Origin of the sequence: Pseudomonas nitroreducens NBRC 12694 (assembly GCF_002091755.1) — a bacterium.
Taxonomy (GTDB): domain Bacteria; phylum Pseudomonadota; class Gammaproteobacteria; order Pseudomonadales; family Pseudomonadaceae; genus Pseudomonas; species Pseudomonas nitroreducens.
Window position 1 is genome coordinate 530,948 of sequence record NZ_BDAI01000003.1, and the last position, 23,047, is coordinate 553,994.

At 64.0% G+C, this 23,047-nt stretch carries 21 protein-coding genes; 13 read left to right on the top strand and 8 right to left on the bottom strand.

The window, feature by feature from the left end; genetic code table 11:
- Positions 1–13: 13 nt before the first annotated feature.
- The 3 genes from ftsA to lpxC all read left to right on the top strand — a co-directional run bounded on the left by ftsA (position 14) and on the right by lpxC (position 3,523).
- Positions 14–1,261: a cell division protein FtsA gene (gene ftsA / locus PNI01S_RS11575; RefSeq protein WP_024764065.1), complete on the top strand. Its 1,248-nt coding sequence runs from the start codon at positions 14–16 to the stop codon at positions 1,259–1,261.
- Positions 1,262–1,314: 53 nt separating this feature from the next.
- Complete coding sequence (gene ftsZ, locus PNI01S_RS11580; RefSeq protein WP_017518095.1) at positions 1,315–2,499, top strand: cell division protein FtsZ; 1,185 nt, start codon at positions 1,315–1,317, stop codon at positions 2,497–2,499.
- A 112-nt stretch (positions 2,500–2,611) separates the two neighbouring features.
- Positions 2,612–3,523: a UDP-3-O-acyl-N-acetylglucosamine deacetylase gene (gene lpxC, locus PNI01S_RS11585; RefSeq protein ID WP_024764067.1), complete on the top strand. Its 912-nt coding sequence runs from the start codon at positions 2,612–2,614 to the stop codon at positions 3,521–3,523.
- A gap of 69 nt (positions 3,524–3,592) precedes the next feature.
- Here lpxC and PNI01S_RS11590 read toward each other — a convergent pair whose 3' ends face one another.
- On the bottom strand, positions 3,593–4,060 hold the full coding sequence (locus tag PNI01S_RS11590; RefSeq protein WP_084358278.1) for a DUF721 domain-containing protein: 468 nt from the start codon (positions 4,058–4,060) through the stop codon (positions 3,593–3,595).
- Between the two features lie 290 nt (positions 4,061–4,350).
- On the opposite strand from PNI01S_RS11590, the gene secA reads away from it, so the two are divergent.
- The 4 genes from secA (at position 4,351) to PNI01S_RS11610 (ending at position 10,224) form a co-directional block, all read left to right on the top strand.
- Positions 4,351–7,101 carry a preprotein translocase subunit SecA gene (gene secA / locus PNI01S_RS11595; RefSeq protein ID WP_084358279.1) on the top strand — a complete coding sequence of 917 codons (2,751 nt, stop codon included), beginning with the start codon at positions 4,351–4,353 and terminating at the stop codon, positions 7,099–7,101.
- Between the two features lie 118 nt (positions 7,102–7,219).
- Complete coding sequence (argJ, locus tag PNI01S_RS11600; RefSeq protein WP_024764070.1) at positions 7,220–8,437, top strand: bifunctional glutamate N-acetyltransferase/amino-acid acetyltransferase ArgJ; 1,218 nt, start codon at positions 7,220–7,222, stop codon at positions 8,435–8,437.
- 135 nt (positions 8,438–8,572) lie between these two features.
- Positions 8,573–9,202, top strand: a complete 630-nt coding sequence (locus tag PNI01S_RS11605; protein WP_084358280.1) for a glutathione S-transferase family protein — start codon at positions 8,573–8,575, stop codon at positions 9,200–9,202.
- A 71-nt stretch (positions 9,203–9,273) separates the two neighbouring features.
- Positions 9,274–10,224: a Nudix family hydrolase gene (locus tag PNI01S_RS11610; protein ID WP_084358281.1), complete on the top strand. Its 951-nt coding sequence runs from the start codon at positions 9,274–9,276 to the stop codon at positions 10,222–10,224.
- A gap of 312 nt (positions 10,225–10,536) precedes the next feature.
- On the opposite strand, the gene PNI01S_RS11615 is transcribed toward PNI01S_RS11610, so the two are convergent.
- Genes PNI01S_RS11615 through PNI01S_RS11630 form a run of 4 tightly spaced genes read right to left on the bottom strand, consistent with a single transcriptional unit; the run spans position 10,537 to position 15,138 of the window.
- Complete coding sequence (locus PNI01S_RS11615; RefSeq protein ID WP_037009764.1) at positions 10,537–11,109, bottom strand: cob(I)yrinic acid a,c-diamide adenosyltransferase; 573 nt, start codon at positions 11,107–11,109, stop codon at positions 10,537–10,539.
- A 2-nt stretch (positions 11,110–11,111) separates the two neighbouring features.
- Positions 11,112–13,163, bottom strand: coding sequence for a sensor histidine kinase (locus PNI01S_RS11620; RefSeq protein ID WP_024764074.1), 2,052 nt, complete (start codon positions 13,161–13,163; stop codon positions 11,112–11,114).
- A gap of 59 nt (positions 13,164–13,222) precedes the next feature.
- Positions 13,223–14,134 carry a putative 2-dehydropantoate 2-reductase gene (locus PNI01S_RS11625; RefSeq protein WP_084358282.1) on the bottom strand — a complete coding sequence of 304 codons (912 nt, stop codon included), beginning with the start codon at positions 14,132–14,134 and terminating at the stop codon, positions 13,223–13,225.
- 38 nt (positions 14,135–14,172) lie between these two features.
- Positions 14,173–15,138: a response regulator gene (locus PNI01S_RS11630; RefSeq protein ID WP_084358283.1), complete on the bottom strand. Its 966-nt coding sequence runs from the start codon at positions 15,136–15,138 to the stop codon at positions 14,173–14,175.
- Positions 15,139–15,293: 155 nt separating this feature from the next.
- Between PNI01S_RS11630 and PNI01S_RS11635 the strand changes: the two genes are divergently transcribed.
- On the top strand, positions 15,294–15,773 hold the full coding sequence (locus PNI01S_RS11635; RefSeq protein ID WP_037016362.1) for a YajQ family cyclic di-GMP-binding protein: 480 nt from the start codon (positions 15,294–15,296) through the stop codon (positions 15,771–15,773).
- A gap of 143 nt (positions 15,774–15,916) precedes the next feature.
- Positions 15,917–16,762, top strand: a complete 846-nt coding sequence (locus PNI01S_RS11640; RefSeq protein ID WP_024764078.1) for a mechanosensitive ion channel family protein — start codon at positions 15,917–15,919, stop codon at positions 16,760–16,762.
- Between the two features lie 69 nt (positions 16,763–16,831).
- Here the strand turns inward: PNI01S_RS11640 and PNI01S_RS11645 are convergent, their stop codons facing one another.
- Together PNI01S_RS11645 and PNI01S_RS11650 are read right to left on the bottom strand one after the other, a co-directional pair.
- Positions 16,832–18,640: an AmpG family muropeptide MFS transporter gene (locus PNI01S_RS11645; RefSeq protein WP_024764079.1), complete on the bottom strand. Its 1,809-nt coding sequence runs from the start codon at positions 18,638–18,640 to the stop codon at positions 16,832–16,834.
- Positions 18,641–18,680: 40 nt separating this feature from the next.
- A complete protein-coding gene (locus tag PNI01S_RS11650; protein ID WP_084358284.1) occupies positions 18,681–19,049 on the bottom strand; it encodes an MGMT family protein in 369 nt (122 codons plus the stop codon).
- 206 nt (positions 19,050–19,255) lie between these two features.
- On the opposite strand from PNI01S_RS11650, the gene PNI01S_RS11655 reads away from it, so the two are divergent.
- On the top strand, positions 19,256–20,257 hold the full coding sequence (locus tag PNI01S_RS11655) for a DUF481 domain-containing protein (protein ID WP_037016355.1): 1,002 nt from the start codon (positions 19,256–19,258) through the stop codon (positions 20,255–20,257).
- Positions 20,258–20,346: 89 nt separating this feature from the next.
- Here PNI01S_RS11655 and PNI01S_RS11660 read toward each other — a convergent pair whose 3' ends face one another.
- Positions 20,347–21,105, bottom strand: coding sequence for an SDR family oxidoreductase (locus tag PNI01S_RS11660; RefSeq protein ID WP_024764082.1), 759 nt, complete (start codon positions 21,103–21,105; stop codon positions 20,347–20,349).
- A 107-nt stretch (positions 21,106–21,212) separates the two neighbouring features.
- On the opposite strand from PNI01S_RS11660, the gene PNI01S_RS11665 reads away from it, so the two are divergent.
- The 3 genes from PNI01S_RS11665 to PNI01S_RS11675 all read left to right on the top strand — a co-directional run bounded on the left by PNI01S_RS11665 (position 21,213) and on the right by PNI01S_RS11675 (position 23,036).
- Positions 21,213–21,950, top strand: coding sequence for a HugZ family pyridoxamine 5'-phosphate oxidase (locus tag PNI01S_RS11665; protein WP_084358285.1), 738 nt, complete (start codon positions 21,213–21,215; stop codon positions 21,948–21,950).
- 87 nt (positions 21,951–22,037) lie between these two features.
- A complete protein-coding gene (locus PNI01S_RS11670) occupies positions 22,038–22,505 on the top strand; it encodes an FxsA family protein (protein WP_024764084.1) in 468 nt (155 codons plus the stop codon).
- A gap of 237 nt (positions 22,506–22,742) precedes the next feature.
- Positions 22,743–23,036 carry a co-chaperone GroES gene (locus tag PNI01S_RS11675; RefSeq protein ID WP_084358286.1) on the top strand — a complete coding sequence of 98 codons (294 nt, stop codon included), beginning with the start codon at positions 22,743–22,745 and terminating at the stop codon, positions 23,034–23,036.
- Positions 23,037–23,047 lie beyond the last annotated feature (11 nt).

The window sequence follows — 23,047 nt, forward strand, 5'->3', positions numbered from 1 at the left end:
GACTTCTATAAACATGGCAAGCGTGCAGAGCGGCAAAATGGTCGTTGGCCTGGACATCGGCACCTCCAAGGTGGTGGCGCTGGTGGGCGAGGTAGCGGCTGATGGCAAGCTGGAAATCGTTGGCATCGGGACGCACCCGTCCCGTGGCCTGAAAAAAGGCGTGGTGGTCAACATCGAGTCCACTGTGCAATCGATCCAGCGCGCCATCGATGAAGCCCAGCAGATGGCGGGCTGCCGTATCCACTCGGCCTTCGTCGGCATCGCCGGCAACCATATCCGCAGCCTGAACTCCCACGGCATCGTGGCGATTCGTGATCGCGAAGTCAGCGGCGCGGACATCGAGCGCGTGCTGGACGCGGCCCAGGCCGTGGCCATCCCGGCCGACCAGCGTGTGCTGCACACCCTGGCCCAGGACTACGTGATCGATAACCAGGAAGGCGTGCGCGAGCCGCTGGGCATGTCCGGCGTGCGCCTGGAAGCCAAGGTGCACGTGGTGACCTGCGCGGTGAACGCTGCGCAGAACATCGAGAAGTGCGTGCGCCGCTGCGGCCTGGAAGTCGACGACATCATCCTCGAGCAACTGGCGTCGGCCTACTCCGTGCTCACCGAGGACGAGAAGGAACTGGGCGTTTGCCTGGTGGACATCGGCGGCGGCACCACCGACATCGCGATCTTCACCGAAGGCGCCATCCGCCACACGGCTGTCATCCCGATCGCCGGCGATCAGGTCACCAACGATATCGCCATGGCGCTGCGCACCCCGACTCAGTACGCTGAGGAAATCAAGATTCGCTACGCCTGCGCGCTGGCCAAATTGGCCGGTCCGGGCGAAACCATCAAGGTACCCAGCGTCGGTGATCGTCCGCCGCGGGAACTGTCGCGCCAGGCGCTTGCCGAAGTGGTCGAGCCTCGTTACGACGAGCTGTTCACCCTGGTCCAGGCCGAGCTGCGCCGCAGCGGTTACGAAGACCTGATTCCAGCCGGAATCGTCATGACCGGCGGCACCGCCAAGATGGAAGGCGCTGTCGAACTGGCCGAAGAGATCTTCCACATGCCGGTACGCCTGGGCGTACCGCATAGCGTCAAGGGACTGGCCGACGTCGTGCGCAATCCCATCTATTCCACGGGTGTGGGGCTGCTCCTGTACGGACTGCAGAAACAGTCCGACGGCATCTCCATGTCCGGCAGCAGTTTCAGCAGTGACGAACCCAAGACACCGGTACTGGAAAAGCTTAAACGCTGGGTCCAGGGCAATTTCTGATTTACCACCGCGGTAAACGTAGGCGACACAACTAGAAAGGAAGGAGAGGGGAAATGTTTGAACTGGTAGATAACGTCCCGCAAACAGCAGTCATCAAGGTGATCGGCGTAGGTGGTGGTGGCGGCAACGCCGTGAACCACATGGCCAAGAACAACGTTGATGGCGTCGAATTCATTTGCGCCAACACCGATGCGCAGGCGCTGAAGAACATCGCCGCGCGCACCGTGCTGCAGCTCGGCCCAGGCGTGACCAAGGGCCTGGGCGCTGGCGCCAACCCTGAAGTAGGCCGCCAGGCCGCCATCGAGGACCGCGAGCGTATCGCCGAGGTTCTGGAAGGCGCCGACATGGTCTTCATCACCACCGGCATGGGTGGCGGTACCGGTACCGGTGCTGCGCCGATCATCGCCGAAGTGGCCAAGGAGATGGGCATCCTCACCGTTGCGGTGGTGACCCGTCCGTTCCCGTTCGAGGGTCGCAAGCGCATGCAGATCGCCGATGAAGGCATCCGCTCGCTGGCTGAAAGCGTCGACTCGCTGATCACCATCCCGAACGAAAAGCTGCTGACCATCCTGGGCAAGGACGCGAGCCTGCTGGCCGCCTTTGCCAAGGCTGACGATGTTCTGGCCGGTGCCGTTCGCGGTATCTCCGACATCATCAAGCGCCCGGGCATGATCAACGTCGACTTCGCCGACGTGAAAACCGTCATGAGCGAAATGGGCATGGCCATGATGGGCACCGGCTGCGCCAGCGGCCCGAACCGTGCTCGCGAGGCGACCGAAGCCGCGATCCGCAACCCGCTGCTGGAAGACGTCAACCTGCAGGGCGCCCGCGGCATCCTGGTGAACATCACCGCCGGTCCCGACCTGTCCCTGGGCGAGTACTCCGACGTGGGTAACATCATCGAGCAGTTCGCTTCCGAGCACGCCACCGTGAAGGTGGGCACCGTGATCGACCCGGACATGCGCGACGAGCTGCACGTCACCGTCGTTGCCACCGGCCTGGGCGCTCGCCTGGAAAAACCGGTCAAGGTCGTCGACAACACCGTCCAGACCCAGGCCGTCAGCACCCAGGCTCCGGTTCAGCGTGAGCAGCAGTCGGTGAACTACCGCGACCTGGACCGCCCGACCGTCATGCGCAATCAGAACCACGGCGGCGCTGCCACCGCGGCCAAGCTGAACCCGCAGGACGATCTGGACTACCTGGACATCCCGGCCTTCCTGCGTCGCCAGGCCGATTGAGTCGATTTATCAGGAGTATCAATGTGATTGGTGTTCAGCAAAGGGCGGTTCTGCTATCATCGCCGCCCATTGTTGACAACAGTTCGCAACTTGCGCGAAAGCGGCCAAAGCCATGATCAGACAACGCACCTTGAAGAACATCATCCGGGCGACCGGTGTCGGCCTGCACTCCGGGGAGAAGGTTTACCTGACCCTGAAGCCGGCTCCCGTCGATACTGGCATCGTGTTCTGCCGGGCTGACCTCGACCCTGTGGTGGAAATTCCTGCCCGGGCCTCGAACGTCGGCGAAACCACCATGTCGACCACCCTGATCAAGGGTGACGTCAAAGTGGATACCGTGGAGCATCTGCTTTCGGCCATGGCCGGCCTGGGTATCGACAACGCCTATGTCGAGCTGTCCGCGTCGGAAGTACCGATCATGGACGGCAGCGCAGGTCCATTCGTATTCCTGATCCAGTCCGCTGGCCTGCAAGAGCAGGACGCGGCCAAGAAGTTCATCCGCATCAAGCGCGAAGTGACGGTGGAAGAGGGCGACAAGCGCGCCACCTTCGTTCCGTTCGACGGCTTCAAGGTGAGCTTCGAGATCGATTTCGATCACCCGGTCTTCCGTGGTCGCACCCAGAAAGCCGTGGTGGATTTCTCCAGCACTTCCTTCGTGAAGGAAGTCAGCCGCGCCCGTACCTTCGGGTTCATGCGCGACATCGAGATGCTGCGTTCGCAGAACCTGGCTCTGGGTGGCAGCGTGGAGAACGCCATCGTGGTCGACGAGTATCGAGTGCTCAACGAAGACGGTCTTCGTTACGAGGACGAGTTCGTCAAGCACAAGATCCTGGACGCCATTGGTGACCTGTACCTGCTGGGTAACAGCCTTATCGGCGAGTTCATCGGCTACAAGTCCGGTCACGCCCTGAACAACCGTCTCCTGCGTACCCTCATCGCAGACAAGGATGCTTGGGAAGTGGTGACCTTCGAGGACGCCAAGACCGCGCCGATCTCCTATATGCGACCCGCTGCGGCCGTATAAGGAACCTCCTCCTTTCAGCTACAACTTTTAAAGGCCACCCTTGGGTGGCCTTTTTTTATGCCCCGCTGTTTACTCTTCGCCCGGTTCCGGTGGTTTGCGGCTACGGCTGGCGAGCCGCTCGAGCGCGGCCTTGAGTTGCGGATTGCTGATGCCTTCGGCCGCTTCGTGCAGGGTGGCAGAGGCGGACTCGCTGATGCGGTTGGTGTTCACCCGGGTCGGCGCCTGGATCGTCGGCTGCACTTTGAACAGAATGCGCGCCAGGCCCCTGAATTCCTCGAACGCGGCCAGTTGCCGCAGCAGGCGGTTCTGCTGGTAGCGCAGGCGCGTAGCCCAGTGACCATCGGTGACCACTAATAGCAGGCTGCCTTCACGCCAGGAGGCGACGCGGCAATAGGGGCGTGCGGCGGGTTGCAATTGTGAGTCGAGCAGTTCCTGCAGGCGCGAGAGGCGTTGCGCCTCGGCGAACAGCGACTGCAGCGGCTTGGCTTCGCGCAGCAACTTGGTCATCGCCTTGGCGGGCAGGGGGCGGAAGGCCATGGAGAGCAACCGGGAGTGAATGAAGAAGGATGGTAACAGATGCACCCAGGGCCAGACGCCACTGTCCGCCCTTGAAGTTGCCTGTCTGCGTCACCATATCACTCACTCGGACTCAAAGTTGTCCGCCCATGCATTGCCCCGAGGCTCGCAGAATGCGAAGCTTCGGAGGATGACTTCGGCACTTTTTTCCCGGAAGTTTCCGGGTAGAATGCCCGCTTCATTGCCGTTCCGCGCCGCGGCCAGCCAGTCGGGCAGCCCTCCAATTCTCCAGTTCGGATGACCCAGTCGATATGTTTGCGCCTTTGTTGAAAAAACTCTTTGGAAGCAAGAACGAGCGCGAAGTGAAGCGCATGGCCAAGCAGGTCCAGGCCATCAATGCACTCGAGCCCCAGATGGTCCCGCTTTCCGATGAGCAACTGAAGGCCAAGACCGAAGAGTTCAAGGCACGCGTCGCCAAGGGCGAGACCCTCGACCAGATCCTTCCAGAGGCTTTCGCCGTCGCCCGCGAGGCCGGCAAGCGCGTGATGGGCATGCGTCACTTCGATGTCCAGCTGATCGGCGGCATGACCCTGCACGAAGGCAAGATCGCCGAGATGCGTACCGGTGAGGGCAAGACCCTCGTCGGTACCCTGGCTGTCTACCTGAACGCCCTGTCCGGCAAAGGCGTGCACGTGGTCACCGTGAACGACTACCTGGCCCGCCGCGACGCCAACTGGATGCGCCCGCTGTATGAGTTCCTCGGTCTTTCCGTCGGCATCGTCAGCCCGTTCCAGCCGCCGGAGGAGAAGCGTGCCGCGTATGCCTCCGACATTACCTACGGCACCAACAACGAATTCGGCTTCGATTACCTGCGCGACAACATGGCGTTCAGCCTGGAAGACAAGTTCCAGCGCGAGCTGAACTTCGCCGTGGTCGACGAAGTGGACTCCATCCTCATCGACGAGGCGCGGACTCCGCTGATCATCTCCGGCCAGGCCGAAGACAGCTCCGAGCTGTACATCAAGATCAACAAGCTGATCCCGCGCCTGAAGCGCCACATCGAGGAAGTTGAAGGCCAGGTGACCCAGCAGGGCCATTACAGCATCGACGAGAAGACCCGTCAGGTCGAACTCAACGAGCAGGGCCATGCCTACGTCGAGGAACTGCTGACCCAGAATGGCCTGCTGGCCGAGGGTGAGAGCCTCTACTCCGCTCACAACCTCAGCCTGCTGACCCACGTCTACGCCGCGCTGCGCGCCCACACCCTGTTCCACCGCAACGTGGAATACATCGTCCAGGGCGACCAGGTCCTGCTGATCGACGAGCACACCGGCCGTACCATGCCGGGCCGTCGCCTCTCCGAGGGCCTGCACCAGGCCATCGAGGCGAAGGAAAACTTGCCGATCCAGGCCGAGAGCCAGACCCTGGCCTCGACCACCTTCCAGAACTACTTCCGCCTGTATACCAAGCTGGCCGGCATGACCGGTACCGCCGACACCGAGGCCTTCGAATTCCGCCAGACCTACGGCCTGGACGTGGTGGTGATCCCGACCCACCGCCCGGTCGCCCGTAAGGACTTCAACGACCTGGTCTACCTGACCCAGGACGAGAAGTACGCCGCCATCATCACCGACGTGCAGCAGTGCCAGGCTCTGGGCCGTCCGATCCTCGTGGGTACCGCCTCGGTCGAGACCTCCGAGTACGTCTCGCAGCTGCTGCAGAACGCCGGCATCGAGCACAAGGTACTGAACGCCAAGTACCACGAGAAGGAAGCCGAGATCATCGCCCAGGCCGGTCGTCCGGGCTCGGTCACCATCGCCACCAACATGGCCGGTCGGGGTACCGACATCCTGCTGGGCGGCAACTGGGAAGTGGAAGTCGCCGCGCTGGAAAACCCCACCGACGAGCAGGTCGCGCAGATCAAGGCCGACTGGCAGAAGCGTCACCAGCAGGTCATCGAGTCGGGTGGCCTGCATGTGATTGCCTCCGAGCGCCACGAGTCCCGCCGTATCGACAACCAGTTGCGCGGTCGTGCCGGTCGTCAGGGTGACCCGGGTTCCAGCCGTTTCTACCTGTCGCTGGAAGACCACCTGATGCGCATCTTCGCCTCCGACCGGGTGAAGAACTTCATGAAGGCGCTCGGCATGCAGCCGGGCGAGGCGATCGAGCACCGCATGGTGACCAACGCCATCGAAAAGGCCCAGCGCAAGGTCGAAGGCCGCAACTTCGATATCCGTAAGCAACTGCTGGAGTTCGACGACGTCGCCAACGAGCAGCGCAAGGTGATCTACCACATGCGCAACACCCTGCTTGCGGCCGACAACATCGGCGAGACCATCGTCGAGTTCCGCGAAGAGACCCTGAACAACACCGTCAGCGAGCACATTCCGCCGCAGTCGCTGCCCGAACAGTGGGACGTCGCCGGTCTGGAAGCCGCGCTGTACAGCGATTTCGGTCTGAAGCTGCCGATCCAGCAGTGGCTGGACGACGACGAGAAGCTCTACGAGGAAACCCTGCGCGAGAAGATCCTCACCGAGCTGGTCGCGGCCTACAACGAGAAGGAAGACATGGCGGGCGCCGAAGCCCTGCGTACCTTCGAGAAGCAGATGCTGCTGCGCGTGCTGGACGACCTGTGGAAGGACCACCTGTCCACCATGGATCACCTGCGCCACGGTATCCACCTGCGTGGTTACGCGCAGAAGAACCCGAAGCAGGAATACAAGCGCGAGTCCTTCAACCTGTTCCAGGAACTGCTGAACTCCATCAAGCGCGACACCATCCGCGTGCTGTCCTTCGTCCAGGTTCGCCGCGAAGACCCGGCCGAAGAAGAAGCCCGCCTGCGCCGCGAAGCCGAGGAAATGGCCAAGCGCATGCAGTTCCAGCACGCCGCTGCGCCGTCCATGGACCAGGTCACCGACGAGCCGGAAGAAGAAGGCGAAGTACCGTCTGACAACGTGGTGCCGATGGAGCCCATCCGCAACGAACCGAAGATCGGCCGCAACGAGCCGTGCCCCTGCGGTTCGGGCAAGAAGTACAAGCACTGCCACGGTCAGGTGGAATAACGCCTCCCGACCCTGATACCGACGCCGCGACCGGCCCTGCCGCTCGCGGCGTTTTTCTCATCTGAATCGCTGATTCGTTTCACTGACTAGATTCACTGACTAGATAGGAGCGCGCCACATGGCTGTTGGTCTCGGCCCCATGTCCACCCTGCACCCGGTCCCCGGTTTCGAACTCGGCATCGCCTCCGCCGGCATCAAGCGACCCGGCCGCAAGGACATCGTGGTGATGCGCTGCGCCGAAGGCTCCACCGTGGCCGGTGTGTTCACCACCAACGCCTTCTGCGCCGCTCCGGTGATCCTGGCGCGCAAGCGCTTCCTGGGGCCGGTGCGCTACCTGCTGACCAATACCGGTAACGCCAACGCCGGCACCGGCGAGTCGGGCCTGGCCAACGCCATCCGTACCTGCGCCAAGCTGGCCGAGCTGGCCGGTGTTGCGGAAAACGCCGTGCTGCCATACTCCACCGGTGTGATCGGCGAGCCGCTGCCGGTCGAGAAGATCGAAGCCGCGCTGCCCGCCGCGCTGGCCAACCTGTCCGTGGACAACTGGGCCGACGCTGCCGCTGGCATCATGACCACCGACACCCTGCCCAAGGGCGCCAGCCGCCAGTTCGAGCATGACGGCGTGACCATCACCGTCACCGGCATCAGCAAGGGCGCGGGCATGATCAAGCCGAACATGGCCACCATGCTTGGCTACATCGCCACTGATGCCAAGGTCGCCCAGGCTGTGCTGCAGGATCTGTTGCGCGATGCAGCGAACAAATCGTTCAACCGTATCACCATCGATGGCGACACCTCGACCAACGACTGCTGCATGCTGGTCGCCACCGGCCAGGCCGCGCTGCCGGAAATCACCGCTGCCACCGGCGCGTTGTTCGCCGCGCTGAAGCAGGCCGTGCTGGAAGTCTCCATGGAACTGGCCCAGGCCATCGTTCGCGACGGCGAAGGCGCCACCAAGTTCGTCACCGTGCAGGTGAATGGCGGCGCCACTCACCAGGAGTGCCTGGACGTCGGCTACGCCGTATCCCACTCGCCACTGATCAAGACCGCCCTGTTCGCCTCCGACCCGAACTGGGGTCGCATCCTCGCTGCCGTTGGCCGCGCCGGTGTGCCGGACCTGGATGTCAGCCTGATCGACGTGTACCTGGACGACGTCGCCATCGCCAGCCGCGGCGGCCGTGCTGCCAGCTACACCGAGGACCAGGGCGCGAAAGTCATGGCCCAGGAGGAGATCACCATCCGCATCGATCTCGGCCGCGGCACCTGCAGCGAGACCATCTGGACCACCGACCTGTCCCACGAGTACGTGAAGATCAACGCGGAATACCGCACCTGATCCGGCGCCGGCCCGGTGCCGGCGCGTCATTTCACTCGGATTCCCGATTTTCATGGATCGATGAAAATCGGGAATTTGTTTTCATGGCTGCCGCACTCTAAGGTCTCCTGACTGACCTTCAAGAGCATCGCGTCCATGTCCCTCACCCTGATCATCGGCAGCAAGAACGTCTCCTCCTGGTCCCTGCGCGGCTGGCTGGCCATGCAGCTCACCGGCGCCGAGTTCGAGGAAGTCCTCATTCCCCTGGGTGGCCAGGACACCGCGCGGCGCATCCGCGAGCATTCGCCCAGCGGCAAGGTGCCGGCGCTCAAGTGCGAGCACGGGCTGATCTGGGATTCCCTGTCGATTGCCGAGTACCTCGCCGAACGCTTCCCCGAAGCCCATCTCTGGCCCCGCGGTGAAGCGGCCCGCGCCCTGGCACGTACGGTCTGCGCCGAGATGCACAGCGGCTTCATGGCGCTGCGCTCGAACATGCCCATGGACATCCAGCGCAACCAGCCGCTGGCCGAAGTGCCCGAAGCGGTGGCGGCCGATATCGCCCGAATCGTCGAGCTCTGGGCGCTGTGTCGCCAGCAGTTCGGCCAGGACGGCCCGTTCCTGTTCGGCCACGCCAGCATCGCCGATGCGTTCTACGCGCCTGTCGCCACGCGCCTGCGCAGCTACTGCGTAACCCTGCCCATCGAGGCACAGAACTACGTCGACGCCATCTACGCCTGGCCGGCGTTCCGCCCGTGGCTGGACGCGGCGATGGTCGAACGCGCCTGAACCCGGCCGCCAATGACGGTAGAATGCCCGTCTGCGCGGGCCCTGCCTGAATCGGATTGAGGAGTAGCACTGTGAAACGAGTACATGTCGCCGCCGCCGTGATTCGCGGACTCGATGGCCGGGTGCTGATCGCCCGCCGTCCGGACGACAAGCACCAGGGCGGCCTCTGGGAGTTTCCCGGTGGCAAGGTGGAGGAGGGCGAAGCGGTACAGGTTGCCTTGGCCCGCGAGCTGAAGGAAGAGCTGGGCATCGACGTCGAGCAGGCGCGCCCGCTGATCCGGGTGCAGCACGACTATAGCGACAAGCACGTGCTGCTGGATGTCTGGGAAGTCTCGGCCTTCTCCGGCGCGCCCCACGGCGCCGAGGGCCAGCCGCTGGCCTGGGTTGCCTCGCGCGATCTGCCGGACTATGAGTTTCCAGCGGCCAATGAGCCCATCGTGCAGGCCGCGCGACTGCCCGATCGCTACCTGATCACCCCCGACGGCCTGGAAATTCCTCAGCTGGTGCAGGGCGTGCGCGCCGCAGTGGCCAGTGGTATCCGCCTGATCCAGTTGCGCGCGCCCAACATGTACAGCCCCGAGTACCGCGACCTGGCGGTGGATGTTCAGGGCCTGTGCGCCGGCAAGGCGCAGTTGATGCTCAAGGGGCCGCTGGAGTGGTTGGGAGACTTTCCGGCGGCCGGCTGGCACCTGACCTCCGAGCAACTGCGCAAATACGCGCCCAATGGTCGCCCGTTCCCGCGTGAGCGTCTGCTCGCGGCTTCCTGCCACAGCGCCGAGGAACTGGAGCTGGCGGCGCGCATGGGGGTGGATTTCGTCACCCTGTCGCCGGTGCAGCCCACCGAGAGCCATCCGGGCGAGCCTGCGTTGGGATGGGAAGCGGCAGCGGAGCTGATCGATGGCTTCAACCAGCCGGTGTTCCTGCTCGGCGGTGTCGGCCCGCACGACCTCGAACGCGCCTGGCAGACCGGAGCCCAGGGCGTGGCGGGTATTCGAGCGTTCTGGCCGAAGAACGAAGGCTGACAGGCATTTTGCGTGGGGCGGCGATGGGTATCGCTCCGCTCCACGCCATCCTACGATGCTCCCTGTAGGAGCAACTGTGTTCTTCAGGTGAGTCCGTACCAGCGCCTTCCTCTCACCCCAGCCCTCTCCCAGGGGGAGAGGGAGCCGCCCGTGCCGGCGAACGACAAGGTTTCATCCTGCACCGAACAGTCCCCTCTCCCCCTGGGAGAGGGTTAGGGTGAGGGCTGATCCGAGCACAGGACTATCGAGTAGGGGCGGGCCATGCCCGCGATCGCGCGCACAGCGCGCTCCTACGAGTCGACTCTCGACCGATCAGGCGGGCTTCTCAGCGGCTTGCCAGAGAATCTCTTCCACGCCCTGGCGCCGGGCTATAAAGCGCGCAGCGACGAACAGCAGGTCGGATAGCCGGTTCAGGTAGCGCAGGCCTGCGCCTTCCAGCGGCTCCTCGGCATTCAGCTGCTGGCAGCGGCGCTCGGCATTGCGCGCCTGGGCGCGGCACAGGTGGGCGAGAGCGACCAGGCGCGAACCGCCGGGCAGGATGAAGTTCTTCAGCGGCCCAAGTTCTTCATTCCAGCGGTCGATCACCGTTTCCAGGCGTTCCACTTCGGCATCGTTCAGCGCACGGTACTCCGGCATTGCCAGCTCACCGCCGAGGTCGAAGAGGCGGTGCTGGATCGGCGCCAACACCCCGATCACTTCTTCCAGCGCACTGCTGCGCGCCTCGTGCAGCCCAGCCAGCAGCAGGCCGAGGTGGCTGTTCAGCTCGTCCACGGCGCCCATGGCTTCCACGCGGGGGTGGTGCTTGGGCACGCGACGGCCATCGGCCAGGCCAGTTTCCCCGGCATCGCCGGTGCGGGTGTAGATCTTCGACAGGCGGTTGCCCATGCTCAATGCTCCTTGTCGTCGCGCGCCAGCAGCGGCAGCGGCGGGGAAATTTCGGCCGCCAGCGGCAGGCGGATGGTGAAGCAGGTGCCGACACCCAGCTCGGACTGCACCTCCATCTGCCCCTTGTGGTTGTTGGTGACGATGAAGTACGAGACCGACAGGCCCAGCCCTGTGCCCTGGCCGACTTCCTTGGTGGTGAAGAAAGGCTCGAAGATGCGCTTGCGCACGTTCTCCGGCATGCCGCAGCCGTTGTCTTCCACGTGGATTTCCGCCCAGGGCGGATTGAGCCGGGTACGCAGGGTGATGCGGCCGTACTCGCCTTCCTCTTCGTCGTCGCGCAGGTGGATGGCCTGGGCGCCGTTCTTCAGCAGGTTGAGCAGCACCTGCTCGATTTCGTTGGCGATCACCGGCACCGGGCCCAGGCGCGGGTCGTACTCGTGGACGATCTCCAGCGACTTGAAGTCGAAGCCGCCGGTGAGGTCGAAGTCGTTACCGGCAATCTCCACGGCTTGCTCCAACAGCGCTGGCAGCTCGCAGGCGGCCATCTGCCGGTGGCTGCGGCGGCTGAAGGAGAGCATGTGGGTGACGATCTTCGCGGCGCGGGAGCCGGCGTACTGGATGCCATCCATCAGCTTGGGGATCTCCCGCGCCTCCAGGTAGTGGTTGAGGTCGTCCAGGCGCACGCCCACTTCGCCGGCTACCTCCAGGTTCTTCGGCAACTCCGGCGACAGTCGCCGGCGGATGTTCTGCACGTTGTGCAGGATGGCGCCCAGCGGGTTGTTGATCTCGTGAGCCATACCGGCCGCGAGGCCGCCGACGGAGAGCATCTTCTCCGACTGCACCATCATCTCTTCCATTCCCAGGCGGTCGGTGATGTCGTCGATACGGATCACCGCGCCACGGCCGGTGCCGCCCATCAGCGGGTAGAAGGTCAGGGCGTAATGGCGCGGCGCGTCAGTGAGGGCCCAGGTGACGCGTTCGACGCGTTCGACCTTGTGCTGCTCGGCGGCGCGGGTGAGCTGCGGCAGGAATGGCTTGAGCGACGGGAAGGCGAGGAATACCGGCTGGTTCACCGCGTCGTCCAGGCTGGTGCCGGAGAGCAGGCTGGCTTCCTGGTTCCACTGGGTGACGTAGAGCTGCTCGTCCACCGCGATCAGCGCCGAGGGCATCGAGTCGATGATGCTGTTGAGGTAGTGCTGGAAGCCGGTGAGCTTCTTCTCGATCTTGCTGCGTACCTGGACTTCCAGTTCCAGCTTGCGGTTCGAGCGGCGGGTTTCCTCGGCCAGCGACTGGGCCTGCTCCACGGCTTCCTGGGCATCGTCGCGGGCGCGCTTGAGCTGCTGCTCGCGGGCTTCGATGCGGGTCAGCATGGTGTTGAAGGCGTCGGCCAGCCGGCCGATCTCGTCGGCATTGCCGCGCTCGGCGCGCAAGGCGTAGTTCTCCTCGCGGGTGACCTGGCGTGAGAGCTCCTCCAGGCTGCGGATCGGCCGGGTGATCAGGCGGCGGATCTGCTGGGCGATCAGCAGCCAGAGCAGCACCGAGACGGCGAGGATCACCAGGCTGGCAGTCAGGGTGCCGGTGTAGAAGGCGCCGGGCAGCTCGCTGCTCGCCACCAGCAGCAGGTAGCCGCTGTTGCGGCCGGCCTGGGGCAGTTCGAACAGCGCGTTGAGGCGGTATTCGTGCTGGCGCCAGCGCTCCAGGTGATCGAGGCGCTCGGGCAGGGCAATGGGGCCGTTGCCCGGCGTCTGGGCGATACGTTCGCCGTTGCTGTCATAGAGTGCGGCGGCGCGCAGCGGTTGGTAGTCGTCCAGCTGGCGCAGCAGCACCTGGGCCTGGGTGGGCGAGGACAACGCCGGCTCGCTGAGCGCCGGGTTGGCGATCAGCCGTCCGATGGTCTGCAGCGCCTGGGGCGCGACGCTGTCCTGGGAAATCCAGTAGGCCGCGCTGATGAAAGCCAGGTTGGCCACCAGCATCACGGTCGCCAGCAGCACCAGCAGGGCGGCGAGGATTTTCTGGCCGACCGGCAGGTCTTCCAGGCGCTGGCGCAGGTTCATGGGTGAAGGCATGGGCGCTTTCTTGGAAAAACAGGAGAGGCGGGCAGGGTAGCCCGCGATCAGGTGTCGGGCAATCCGCGCGCCACCAGGTAGGCGCGCAGGCGCTCGTGTACGGCTCGCAGTCGCGGCAGGGCGAGGTGCAGGCGGTCACCTTCGCGGCAGGCGTGGCCGAGCAGGTAAGCGATCTCGCTGCGCCGGCCCTGGGCGACGTCCTGGTACATGGAGGAGAAGTTTGCCGCAGTGGCGGCAATCACGCGCTCCACGTCGCCCTGCAATTCCTGCGCAGCGGCGGGGTAGTTGCAGGCGTGCAGCAGTTGGCCCAGTTCGTCGCACAGCGCGGCCACTTCGTCGGGGTGCCCGGCCAGTTCGCCATTGCGGCATTGGTGCAGCACGGTCAGCGGGTTGATCGCGCAGTTCAGGGCCAGCTTGCGCCACAGGCGTTCGAGGATGTTCTCGCTCCACTGGGCGGGAATCCCGGCTTGCTCCAGCTCGGTCAGCCAGGCCGGAGTGGGCCCGCCGTGCTCGTCGCCCAGCCAGGTCTGGCCATGGCCTGCGAATACCACGCGGAAGTCGGATTCGCGGAATGCGCCTTCGGTGCTGGAAGCATAAAGACAGCGTGCGCGCGGCAGGTGGGCGCTGACCGCCTGCTGGCTGCCCAGACCGTTCTGCAGCAGGATCAGTTCGGTTCCGGGGGCCAGGCGCGCCGCCACGCTGGCGGCGGCAGACTCGGCGTCGTAGGCCTTGCAGGCCAGCAGCAGGCGCTGGATCGGCGCGCCTTGCGCAGCGGTTTCGGCTGGTATCGGGTAGAGGCTCTCGCGACCGTCTTCGATCAGGGTGACGCCACCGAGGGCGCGGTAGGCGTTGAGGCGCTGGCGGTCGCGCAGCAGCAGGCGCACCGGCAGGCCTGCGCGGGACAGGCGGGCGGCCCACAGGCAACCGAGGCTGCCGGCGCCGAGGATAGACCAGGTCATGGGAGAAACTTCGCGGGTTCGGGGGCTTACCGCGAAGTTTAGCGCAGGCCGGTCAGGCGACTGGCGTTGATTCGCCCGCTGGCGAAGGCATCGGGCAGCAGGGCACGGCCCTGCTGCATCAGTTGCTCGACTTCCACGGGCAGCGCCTTGGCGTCCAGGCCCACCAGGCTGATGCCGGCCTTGAGGGTGATGAAGCCTTCGCTGGTCTTGAACGCCTTGAGGTTCAGGCCTTCGTGCAGGCGGCGGAAGCTGCTGGGGGAGCATTCCTGCAGGTCTTCGAGCAGGGTGATCAGGGCGAAATGCTGGCCGTCGATGCGCGCCAGGACGTCCAGCGGTCGTACCAGTTGCTGCAGGCGCCGGGCGACGCCGTGGAGCAGTTCGTTCTGGAACGACTGGCCACGCTTCTGCCCCAGTTCGGCCAACTCCGGCAGGCCGATGAGCATGTAGCACACGGCGCCACCACGGGATTCCACCTGGCGGATGCTGTCGGCCAGCTTCTGCTTGAGGTAGCGCTGGTTGCCCAGGCCCGTGGCACTGTCCACCAGGTTGCGTTCTTCCAGGCTGGTGATGTTCTCGGTGAGCAGGCGGTTTTCCATCAGCAGGCGCTGCAGGGTATTGCTCAGGCGGTCGGCGGCCAGTACGCGGGGCACCAGTTGCTCGTTCATCGCCGATTTGCTGACGAAGTCGTCCACGCCACGGTCGAAGGCTTCGGCCAGGGCGTTGTCGCCCTCCTTGCCGGTGAGCAGGATGATGTAGGTGTAGTGGTCGCCGCTCTCGTCGAGCTGGCGCACTCGGGCGGTGAGCTCCAGGCCGTCCATCTCGGGCATCAGCCAGTCGGCGAGGAGGACGCTCACCGGCTGCTTTTCCAGCAGGTCGAGCGCTTCGCTGGCACTGCTGGCGAAGCGCACGTTCAGGTAGCCGGCCTGGCTCAGCGCGCGGCCGATCATGGCGCTGGAGAACTTGGCATCGTCGACTACCAGGATGCTGAGATGGTTGGTTGGCATGGAATGTCTCGGAAACGGGTAGGAAATGCCGGCTAACGACGTCAGAGGCCGGGCGCGGTCTTGTCTGTCAGTTATAATGACCGCGCATTTTTATCGTCAAGCCAGGCGTCGTCCCGTCTGTGAACCGGGTCGCGCCGTCCATCTGGAGAGATGTCATGCCTTCGTTCGACGTGGTGTCCGAACTGGACAAACACGAACTGACCAACGCCCTGGATAATGCTGCCAAGGAACTGGACCGCCGTTTCGACCTGAAGGGCAAGTGCAGCTTCGAGACCAAGGACAAGTCCGTCACCCTGACCGCCGAGGCGGATTTCATGCTTGAGCAGATGCTCGACATTCTTCGCTCCAGCCTGGTCAAGCGCAAGATCGATGTGCAGTGCATCGAAACCAAGGACCCCTTCCCGTCGGGCAAGGTGGTCAAGCAGGAAGTGACCTTCCGCGAGGGCATCGACAAGGATCTGGCGAAGAAGATCGTCGCCCTGATCAAGGACAAGAAGCTCAAGGTGCAGGCTGCCATCCAGGGTGAGCAGGTGCGTGTCACCGGCAAGAAGCGCGATGACCTGCAGGAAGCCATCGCGCTGCTGCGTGGTGAATCCCTCGGTATGCCGCTTCAGTTCAACAACTTCCGCGACTGATGCGCGCTGCTCTGTAAGCGCTGCGGAACCTCAGCGCCCGCGCGACGTCGCAGTAATAGAGTCGCTCGGCGAACTCCCGACCGCCATGGCTTGCCATGGCGGTTTTGTTTTAGGCAATGGCAACAGACAAGGGGCCTGCATCCATGGATATGAATTACGAGCAGATCATGAACAGTGCGGAGGCCTGGACGCCGGTCGTCCTGGCTTACCTGGGCAATGCCGTGCTGGCGCTGTTGACCCTGCTGATCGGTTGGTGGGTGATCAACCTGTTCACCCGTCGTATCGGCGGGTTGCTGTCCACCAAGCATGTGGACAGGACGCTGCAGGGCTTCATCGGCAGCATGGTGAACATCATCCTGAAGATCCTGCTGATGGTCAGCGTGGCGTCGATGATCGGCATCCAGACCACCAGCTTCGTCGCTGCCATCGGTGCCGCCGGCCTGGCCATCGGCCTGGCGCTGCAGGGCAGCCTGTCGAACTTCGCCGGCGGCGTGCTGATCCTGCTGTTCCGCCCGTTCAAGGTCGGCGACTGGATCGAAGCCCAGGGCGTTTCCGGCACGGTGGACCACATCATGATCTTCCACACCGTGCTGCGCACCGGTGACAACCGCACGGTGATCGTGCCCAATGGCGCGCTGTCCAACGGCATCATCACCAACACCTCGACCCAGACGACCCGCCAGGTGACCTTCGATGTGAAGCTGGCCTTCGACGCCGATCTGGAGGGTGCTCGTGCCATCCTCAAGGAGCTGGCGGAGGATTCGCGCGTACTCAAGTCGCCGGCGCCGGTGGTGGTGGTCGCGGGCCTGGGGGAGAACTCGGTGACCCTGTCGCTGCGCCTGTGGACCGCCAACTCCGATTACTGGGCGGTCACCTTCATGCTCAACGAGCAGGTGCGTCAGCGCCTGCGCGACGACGGCATCGACCTTGCGCCGAACAAGGTGGTGCGTGTGGTCAAGGGTGAAGAGGACGCCGTCCTGGCGGACTGATCCCTCACGCGGAACGAAAAAGGCCGGCATTTGCCGGCCTTTTTCATGGGCGCTGCTTCATCAGCCAGTTCAGGGGCGTTCGGCGCTGGCTGGCTGCGTTGGGGCTTCGCTGGCTTCCTCGGCGGCGCCGTTGGTCATGTCGTTCTTGCGCTGCAGCCACAGCCAGCCGATCAACAGCAGCGTCGGCACGCCGAGCAGGGCGGTGAAGAAGAAGAACCGCTCATAGCCCATGCCCTCGACCATGGCGCCGGAGTAGCCGCCGATGAAGCGCGGCAGCAACAGCATGGTGGAGCTGAGCATGGCGTACTGGGTCGCGGAGAACTTCAGGTTGGTCAGGCTCGACAGGTAGGCGACGAAGGCCGAGGTCGCCAGACCGCCGCTGAAGTTGTCGAGCATGATGGTCACCACCAGCATGGTGACGTGGGGCTCCAGCACCTTGAGCAGGGCAAAGACGTTTTGCCCCATGAGATGCGGATCGTCGATCGCGCCCATCTGCGCAAGGAGGGCGAACAGCAGGTTGGTCGCCGCCGAGGCCGCGCCACCGATGAACAGGATCGGCAGGATGCTGAAGCGGGCGATCAGCACACCGCCGGCCGCCGCGCCCACCAGGGTCATGACCACGCCGAACAGCTTGCTGACGGTGGCGATGGTGTCCTTGGTGAAGCCCATGTCGATGTAGAACACGCTGGCCATGGTGCCCATGACGGTGTCGGACATGCGGTAGGTGGAGATCAGCCCGAGCAGCAGCAGGGCCTGCCAGCGGTAGCGGCGGACGAACTCGGTGATGGGTGTCAGCACCGGGGCCATCAGCAGCCGACCCGGTGCGGAGATGCAGCTCAGGGCGATCAGCAGGTAGAGGAGGGCGAGCCACCACTTGCCGGCCTCGGTCATGTTGATGAATGCGGTGCCGGTCACCAGCAGGATGATCAGCACGATCACCGAAACCGCCTGGTGGACGAAGTCGAACTGCGGCAGGCCGCGCCCGTGTACGGCCAGCAGCAGCGGGCGGCGCACCTTCGACAGCAGCTCGCGGACCGGGCGGATCTGCCGGCGACCGTGGGGCGTCATGCAGATGCCGATGAAGATTCCATAGAGCGCGGCGCGCGGCCAGGCCTGTGCGGTCAGCGCGGTGAGCATGGCCGGCACGGAGATCAGCAGCACCAGCAGGGTCAGCACCGAGAGTAGCTGGTGGTTGAAGGCGAAAGCCGAGCTGCCGGCCTGTGGTTGCACGTTCACCGGCGGCTCTTTCATCAGCAGGGTGGTGATCAGACCGGGCAGGATGGCCAGCGAGCACACCGCGTAGGTCAGCGCCCAGGCCGACTGGCTGTAGTGCAGGGCACTGGAGCCGGCCCATTCGGCGAGGAACAGCACGCCGGCGGTGGCGAACAGGACGGCGACCCGGTAGCCGGTCATGTAGCACGCGGCCAGCGCGGCCTGGCGGGTGTTCTCGGCGATTTCCAGGCGGTAGGCGTCGATCGCGATGTCCTGGGTGGCCGAGGCAAAGGCCACGACCATCGCCAGGGCGATCAGCCAGTTCAGATGCGACTGCGGGTTGCACAGAGCCATGCCGAGCAGGCCGATGGCGATCAGGCCCTGGGAGAACACCAGCCAGGAGCGGCGACGGCCCAGCCGGCCGATGAAGGGCAGGCGCCACTGGTCGAGCATGGGCGACCAGACCCACTTGAAGGCGTAGACGAGCCCGATCCAGCTGGCGAATCCGATGGTTTCCCGGGCAACACCCGCTTCACGCAACCACACCGAGAGGGTGGAAAGCACCAGCATGTAAGGCAGGCCGGCGGCGAATCCCAGCAGCAAAAGCGCGAGGCTGGCGGGAGACTTGTAGGCAATCCATGCCTCTCGCCAGGAATGCTCTTTCATGGGGTGTTTTCCAGCAGGTCAAAAATTCTCGCGAACTTTACTAGGACTGCTCGCCGCTAGGCCAGCCGTGCCGACGTATGTCCACCCGATCGTTATGGATTCTGACACCCTCTGCACGCAATCGTGCGCGCTGTTCGTTCCCCGAAACAGTGCCGATGGGCAGGCTGATGCGGCCACCGGCGGCGATCACCCGGTGCCAGGGCAGGCGGGTGCCATCGGGCAACTGGCTGAGGATGCGTCCTACAAGCCGCGCAGAACGGCCCAGCCCGGCCAGTTTGGCCACATCGCCGTAGGTGATCACGTGCCCTTCCGGCACTTCGGCGACCACCAGGAAAATGGCCTCGCGGCGAGTCTGCAGGCTTTCCTGCGTCAGATCCGCGGAGGAGGCGGAGACTTTGCGCTCGGGCATGGGTGATGGTCGCTTCAGTGAAGGCCAGGTCAGGATATAGCGAAGCCTGTGGTAGGCAAATGCGTGTGGCTAAATGAAGGAAGTTTCCCGTCATTCTGTCAGTAATGATGAACTCTGTACCGCCAGGTCTGTCATTCGTTGCTCTAGCGTCGGGTATCTGGATAATGCCCGGCTTTTTGCCCACCTTGTCCAGTTGAATCAGGCTCATGTTGTCTAGAACCCTGCTCTCCATTGCCCTGGCTTCCTGTTCCCTTTCCGCTGTCGCCGATACCGTCTGGTTGAAGAATGGCGACCGCCTGACCGGCACCATCAAGCTGTTCGACGGCGGCAAGCTGTTGCTGGCGACTGATTATGGCGGGGAGATCACCCTGAAATGGGACAAGATCAAGACCCTCGAGACCGACCAGAACCTGCTGGTGAAGTACGACGAGGAAACCGGCGAGCATTCCAAGGGCATCAAGGCATCGGACGATGGCAAGGTCACGCTGGTCAACGGTCAGCCGCGCACCGTGGAGCTGGCGAAGATCGAGCAGATGATGCCGCCCAAGCCGATCCTCGAAGACTGGGTATGGACTGGCAACGTCGACTTCTCCCTGGACCACAAGCAGGCCGAGAACGATGTCGAGGACTACGACATCGATTTCAAGACCAACGCCCGCCACGGCCGTTGGCGCCACAACCTGCAGGGCGAATACAACCGCGAGAAGAAGAACGACCAGGTCAGCACCAACAATTATTCTGCCGAGTATGCGTTGGACCGCTTCCTCGATGAGCACTGGTTCTGGCAGGGGCAGGCGCAGTACAAGCGCGACTGGATCGAGGACCTGAAGAAGAAGCGCACTGTCGGTACCGGCCCCGGCTACCAGTTCTGGGATAATGAGCTGGGCGCGTTCTCCCTGGCCACGCTGGTCAACCGCAACGACTACGAGTTCGTCGACGACGAGAAGTCCCACTTCTACAGCACCAGCCTGAAGTGGGACTACAACCGTTACCTGCTGGCCAAGCAGTTCGAGCTGTTTACCAACGGCGAAGTCAGCAAGCCACTGGAGTCCAACGTGGACTACGAGCTGGAGAGCGAGGCGGGCATCCGCTACAAGCTGACCTCCTGGGCGTCCCTGAGCCTGAAGGCCGAGTGGGACAAGCTCAGTGGCAACGATGGCGACGTCAACGAGCGTCGCTATACCGTTGGCCTGGGGGTCGGCTGGTAACGTCGACTCAGGCAGGAGCGAGCAGGCTCGTTCCTGCAAGGCACATAAAAAAGCCCCGCACATGGCGGGGCTTTTTCAAGGGGAGAGTGTTACAGGCGCAGGCCGCCGTCCAGCTCCAGCACGCGGCCGGTGTAGTAGTCGTTCTCGAGGATGTAGGCCACCGAGTGGGCGATTTCCAGGGGCTTGCCCAGGCGCTTGAGCGGGATGCCGGAGGTCATTTTCTCCAGCGCTTCGGGTTTCATGCTGGCGACCATGTCGGTCTCGATGAATCCAGGTGCCACGCCGGCCACGCGGATGCCGTAGCGTGCCAGTTCCTTCGCCCAGACCACGGTGTCGGCGGCGACGCCGGCCTTGGCTGCGGAGTAGTTGGCCTGGCCCATGTTGCCGGCGCGGGAGATGGAGGAGATGTTGACGATCGCGCCTTCGTTCTTCAGCTCGATCATCTTCGCCGCCACTTCACGAGTGCAGAGGAACACGCCGGTCAGGTTGACGTCGATCACGGCCTGCCATTGGGCCAGACTCATCTTGCTCAGCTCGCCGTCCTTGACCTTGATGGTCAGGCCGTCGCGCAGGATGCCGGCGTTGTTCACCAGGCCGTTGATGGCGCCGAAGTCGCTGGCGACCTGGGCCACCATATGGGTAACCTGTTCTTCATTGGCGACGTTGCACAGATAGGCGCGGGCGTCACCGCCGGCGGCCTTGCAGGCGGCCACGGCTTCGTCCAGTTTTTCGGCATTGAGGTCAACCAGCGCGACGCGCGCGCCCTTGCCGGAGAGGTATTCGCCCATGGCGCGGCCCAGGCCCTGGCAGCCACCGGTGATGATGATGACCTTGTCTTTCAATTGCATCGGAACAACCCCACGAACAGTTTCTGGTGAAAGGCCCCGCCGGCAGCTGTGCACAGAGTCAGTCCTGCCCGTCCGTTTGCGACGGATTCTTTGCGAGGAGTCATAAGTTGAGCGTGAAAGCTGCCAAGCATGCCCGAGAACTGCTGCTCAAGGAATACCGCGGCGTCCTCTCCACCCACTCGAAGAAGTGGTCCGGGTTTCCCTTCGGCTCCGTGGTGCCCTACTGCCTGGACGAGGCGGGCCGGCCGCTGATCCTGATCAGTCGCATCGCCCAGCACACCCACAACCTGCAGATGGATGGCAAATGCTCGTTGCTCATCGGCGAGCGTGGCGTCGACGACATCCAGGCCGCCGGCCGCCTGACCCTGCTGGCCGAGGCGCTGATGATCGAGGATGTCGACGCCATCGCGGGTGCCGCCGAGCGCTACTACCGCTATTTCCCCGGTTCGCAGGACTACCACATCGTCCACGACTTCGATTTCTGGGTACTCGAGCCGGTGCAGTGGCGCTTCATCGGCGGCTTCGGCGATATCCACTGGCTGGGCGCCGACAGCGTGCCGCTGGCCAATCCCTTCGTCGGCGAGGCGGAAAGGAGCATGGTCGAGCACATGAACAGCGACCATGCCAGTGCCATCGAACACTACGTCGAGCTGGCCGGGCTGCTCGCGGGCAAGGATCCGCAGCTGGTGGGAATTGATACCGAAGGTTTCCACCTGCGCATCGGCCAAGGCCTGCACTGGCTGCCGTTCCCCGCGCCCTGCAGTAATCCTGGTGCGGTGCGCCAGGCGCTGGTGCAGTTGGCCAGGGCGGACGTCTGGCCGGGTAGTGAGGTTATCCGGGCTTGAACAATCCCCGGGCATTCCCTTGAAATTGGCGCGGGACGTCGCCACCTTTCCCGTTATCTGGGTAAATGCCCCGCCAAGGAAACATCGATGCGAGTTCCTCTTTTCCTGATTCTTCTCTTCCCGCTGATCGAGTTGGCCGTGATGATCAAGGTCGGCAGCGTGATCGGCGTGGGCTGGACCCTGCTGCTGATCATTGCCGGTGCCTTCATCGGTGCCGCCGTTCTGCGTGTCGCTGGCGTGGCGACCGCTCTGCGTGCCCGCGAGCGCCTGAATCGTGGCGAGCTACCCGAACAGGAAATGCTCGAAGGTCTGGTCATCGCCCTGGGTGGTGGCCTGCTGATGCTGCCGGGCTTCATCAGCGACGCCATCGGCCTGCTCTGCCTGATCCCCTTCACCCGCCGCCTGATGCTTGGCCGCGTGCGCCAGCGCATGCAGGAACAGGCCGAGCGCCGTCGGGCCTTCGCCGACGATCCGGCCGCTCAGCAACGTGGCGGCCCGAGCGTGATTGAAGGCGAGTACCAGCGCCGTGAGGAAGATCGCGACCGCTTGCGCTGAGCCTCGGACGGTTTCGGCCGTCCTGAGCACCCTCCGTTTGCAAAATTTTTTTCGTCACACCCTTGAAATGCCTTGTAGCGACCTTATGTACCGGTCACCGCAAGGTCCCTGTCGCATGGACAGGCTGCTCTTTACGCGTCTCGCCAGCCGGGACGCAAACCGGCAACGCCGGATTCAATAAAACCTGCCGGGCATCGATCTGGCTGTTGGAAATCACAGTTTGGGAGAGTTACGACTATGAAGCTTCGTCCTCTGCATGACCGCGTCGTCATCCGTCGCAGCGAGGAAGAGACCAAAGCCGCAGGCGGCATCGTGCTGCCGGGTTCCGCCGCCGAAAAGCCGAACCGCGGTGAAGTGGTCGCTGTTGGTGCCGGCCGTGTCCTGGACAACGGCGAAGTTCGCGCTCTGGCCGTCAAGGTCGGTGACAAGGTGGTGTTCGGTCCTTACTCCGGCAGCAACGCCATCAAGGTCGACGGCGAAGAACTGTTGGTGATGGGCGAGTCCGAGATCCTCGCCGTCCTGGAAGACTGATTTCAGTCCGT

Bases quoted from the DNA above. Each gene is read 5' to 3' on its own strand.
- ftsA (WP_024764065.1), top strand. From the start codon at position 14: ATGGCAAGCGTGCAGAGCGGCAAAATGGTCGTTGGCCTGGACATCGGC.
- ftsZ (WP_017518095.1), top strand. From the start codon at position 1,315: ATGTTTGAACTGGTAGATAACGTCCCGCAAACAGCAGTCATCAAGGTG.
- lpxC (WP_024764067.1), top strand. From the start codon at position 2,612: ATGATCAGACAACGCACCTTGAAGAACATCATCCGGGCGACCGGTGTC.
- PNI01S_RS11590 (WP_084358278.1), bottom strand. From the start codon at position 4,060: ATGGCCTTCCGCCCCCTGCCCGCCAAGGCGATGACCAAGTTGCTGCGC.
- secA (WP_084358279.1), top strand. From the start codon at position 4,351: ATGTTTGCGCCTTTGTTGAAAAAACTCTTTGGAAGCAAGAACGAGCGC.
- argJ (WP_024764070.1), top strand. From the start codon at position 7,220: ATGGCTGTTGGTCTCGGCCCCATGTCCACCCTGCACCCGGTCCCCGGT.
- PNI01S_RS11605 (WP_084358280.1), top strand. From the start codon at position 8,573: ATGTCCCTCACCCTGATCATCGGCAGCAAGAACGTCTCCTCCTGGTCC.
- PNI01S_RS11615 (WP_037009764.1), bottom strand. From the start codon at position 11,109: ATGGGCAACCGCCTGTCGAAGATCTACACCCGCACCGGCGATGCCGGG.
- PNI01S_RS11620 (WP_024764074.1), bottom strand. From the start codon at position 13,163: ATGAACCTGCGCCAGCGCCTGGAAGACCTGCCGGTCGGCCAGAAAATC.
- PNI01S_RS11625 (WP_084358282.1), bottom strand. From the start codon at position 14,134: ATGACCTGGTCTATCCTCGGCGCCGGCAGCCTCGGTTGCCTGTGGGCC.
- PNI01S_RS11630 (WP_084358283.1), bottom strand. From the start codon at position 15,138: ATGCCAACCAACCATCTCAGCATCCTGGTAGTCGACGATGCCAAGTTC.
- PNI01S_RS11635 (WP_037016362.1), top strand. From the start codon at position 15,294: ATGCCTTCGTTCGACGTGGTGTCCGAACTGGACAAACACGAACTGACC.
- PNI01S_RS11640 (WP_024764078.1), top strand. From the start codon at position 15,917: ATGGATATGAATTACGAGCAGATCATGAACAGTGCGGAGGCCTGGACG.
- PNI01S_RS11645 (WP_024764079.1), bottom strand. From the start codon at position 18,640: ATGAAAGAGCATTCCTGGCGAGAGGCATGGATTGCCTACAAGTCTCCC.
- PNI01S_RS11650 (WP_084358284.1), bottom strand. From the start codon at position 19,049: ATGCCCGAGCGCAAAGTCTCCGCCTCCTCCGCGGATCTGACGCAGGAA.
- PNI01S_RS11655 (WP_037016355.1), top strand. From the start codon at position 19,256: ATGTTGTCTAGAACCCTGCTCTCCATTGCCCTGGCTTCCTGTTCCCTT.
- PNI01S_RS11660 (WP_024764082.1), bottom strand. From the start codon at position 21,105: ATGCAATTGAAAGACAAGGTCATCATCATCACCGGTGGCTGCCAGGGC.
- PNI01S_RS11670 (WP_024764084.1), top strand. From the start codon at position 22,038: ATGCGAGTTCCTCTTTTCCTGATTCTTCTCTTCCCGCTGATCGAGTTG.
- PNI01S_RS11675 (WP_084358286.1), top strand. From the start codon at position 22,743: ATGAAGCTTCGTCCTCTGCATGACCGCGTCGTCATCCGTCGCAGCGAG.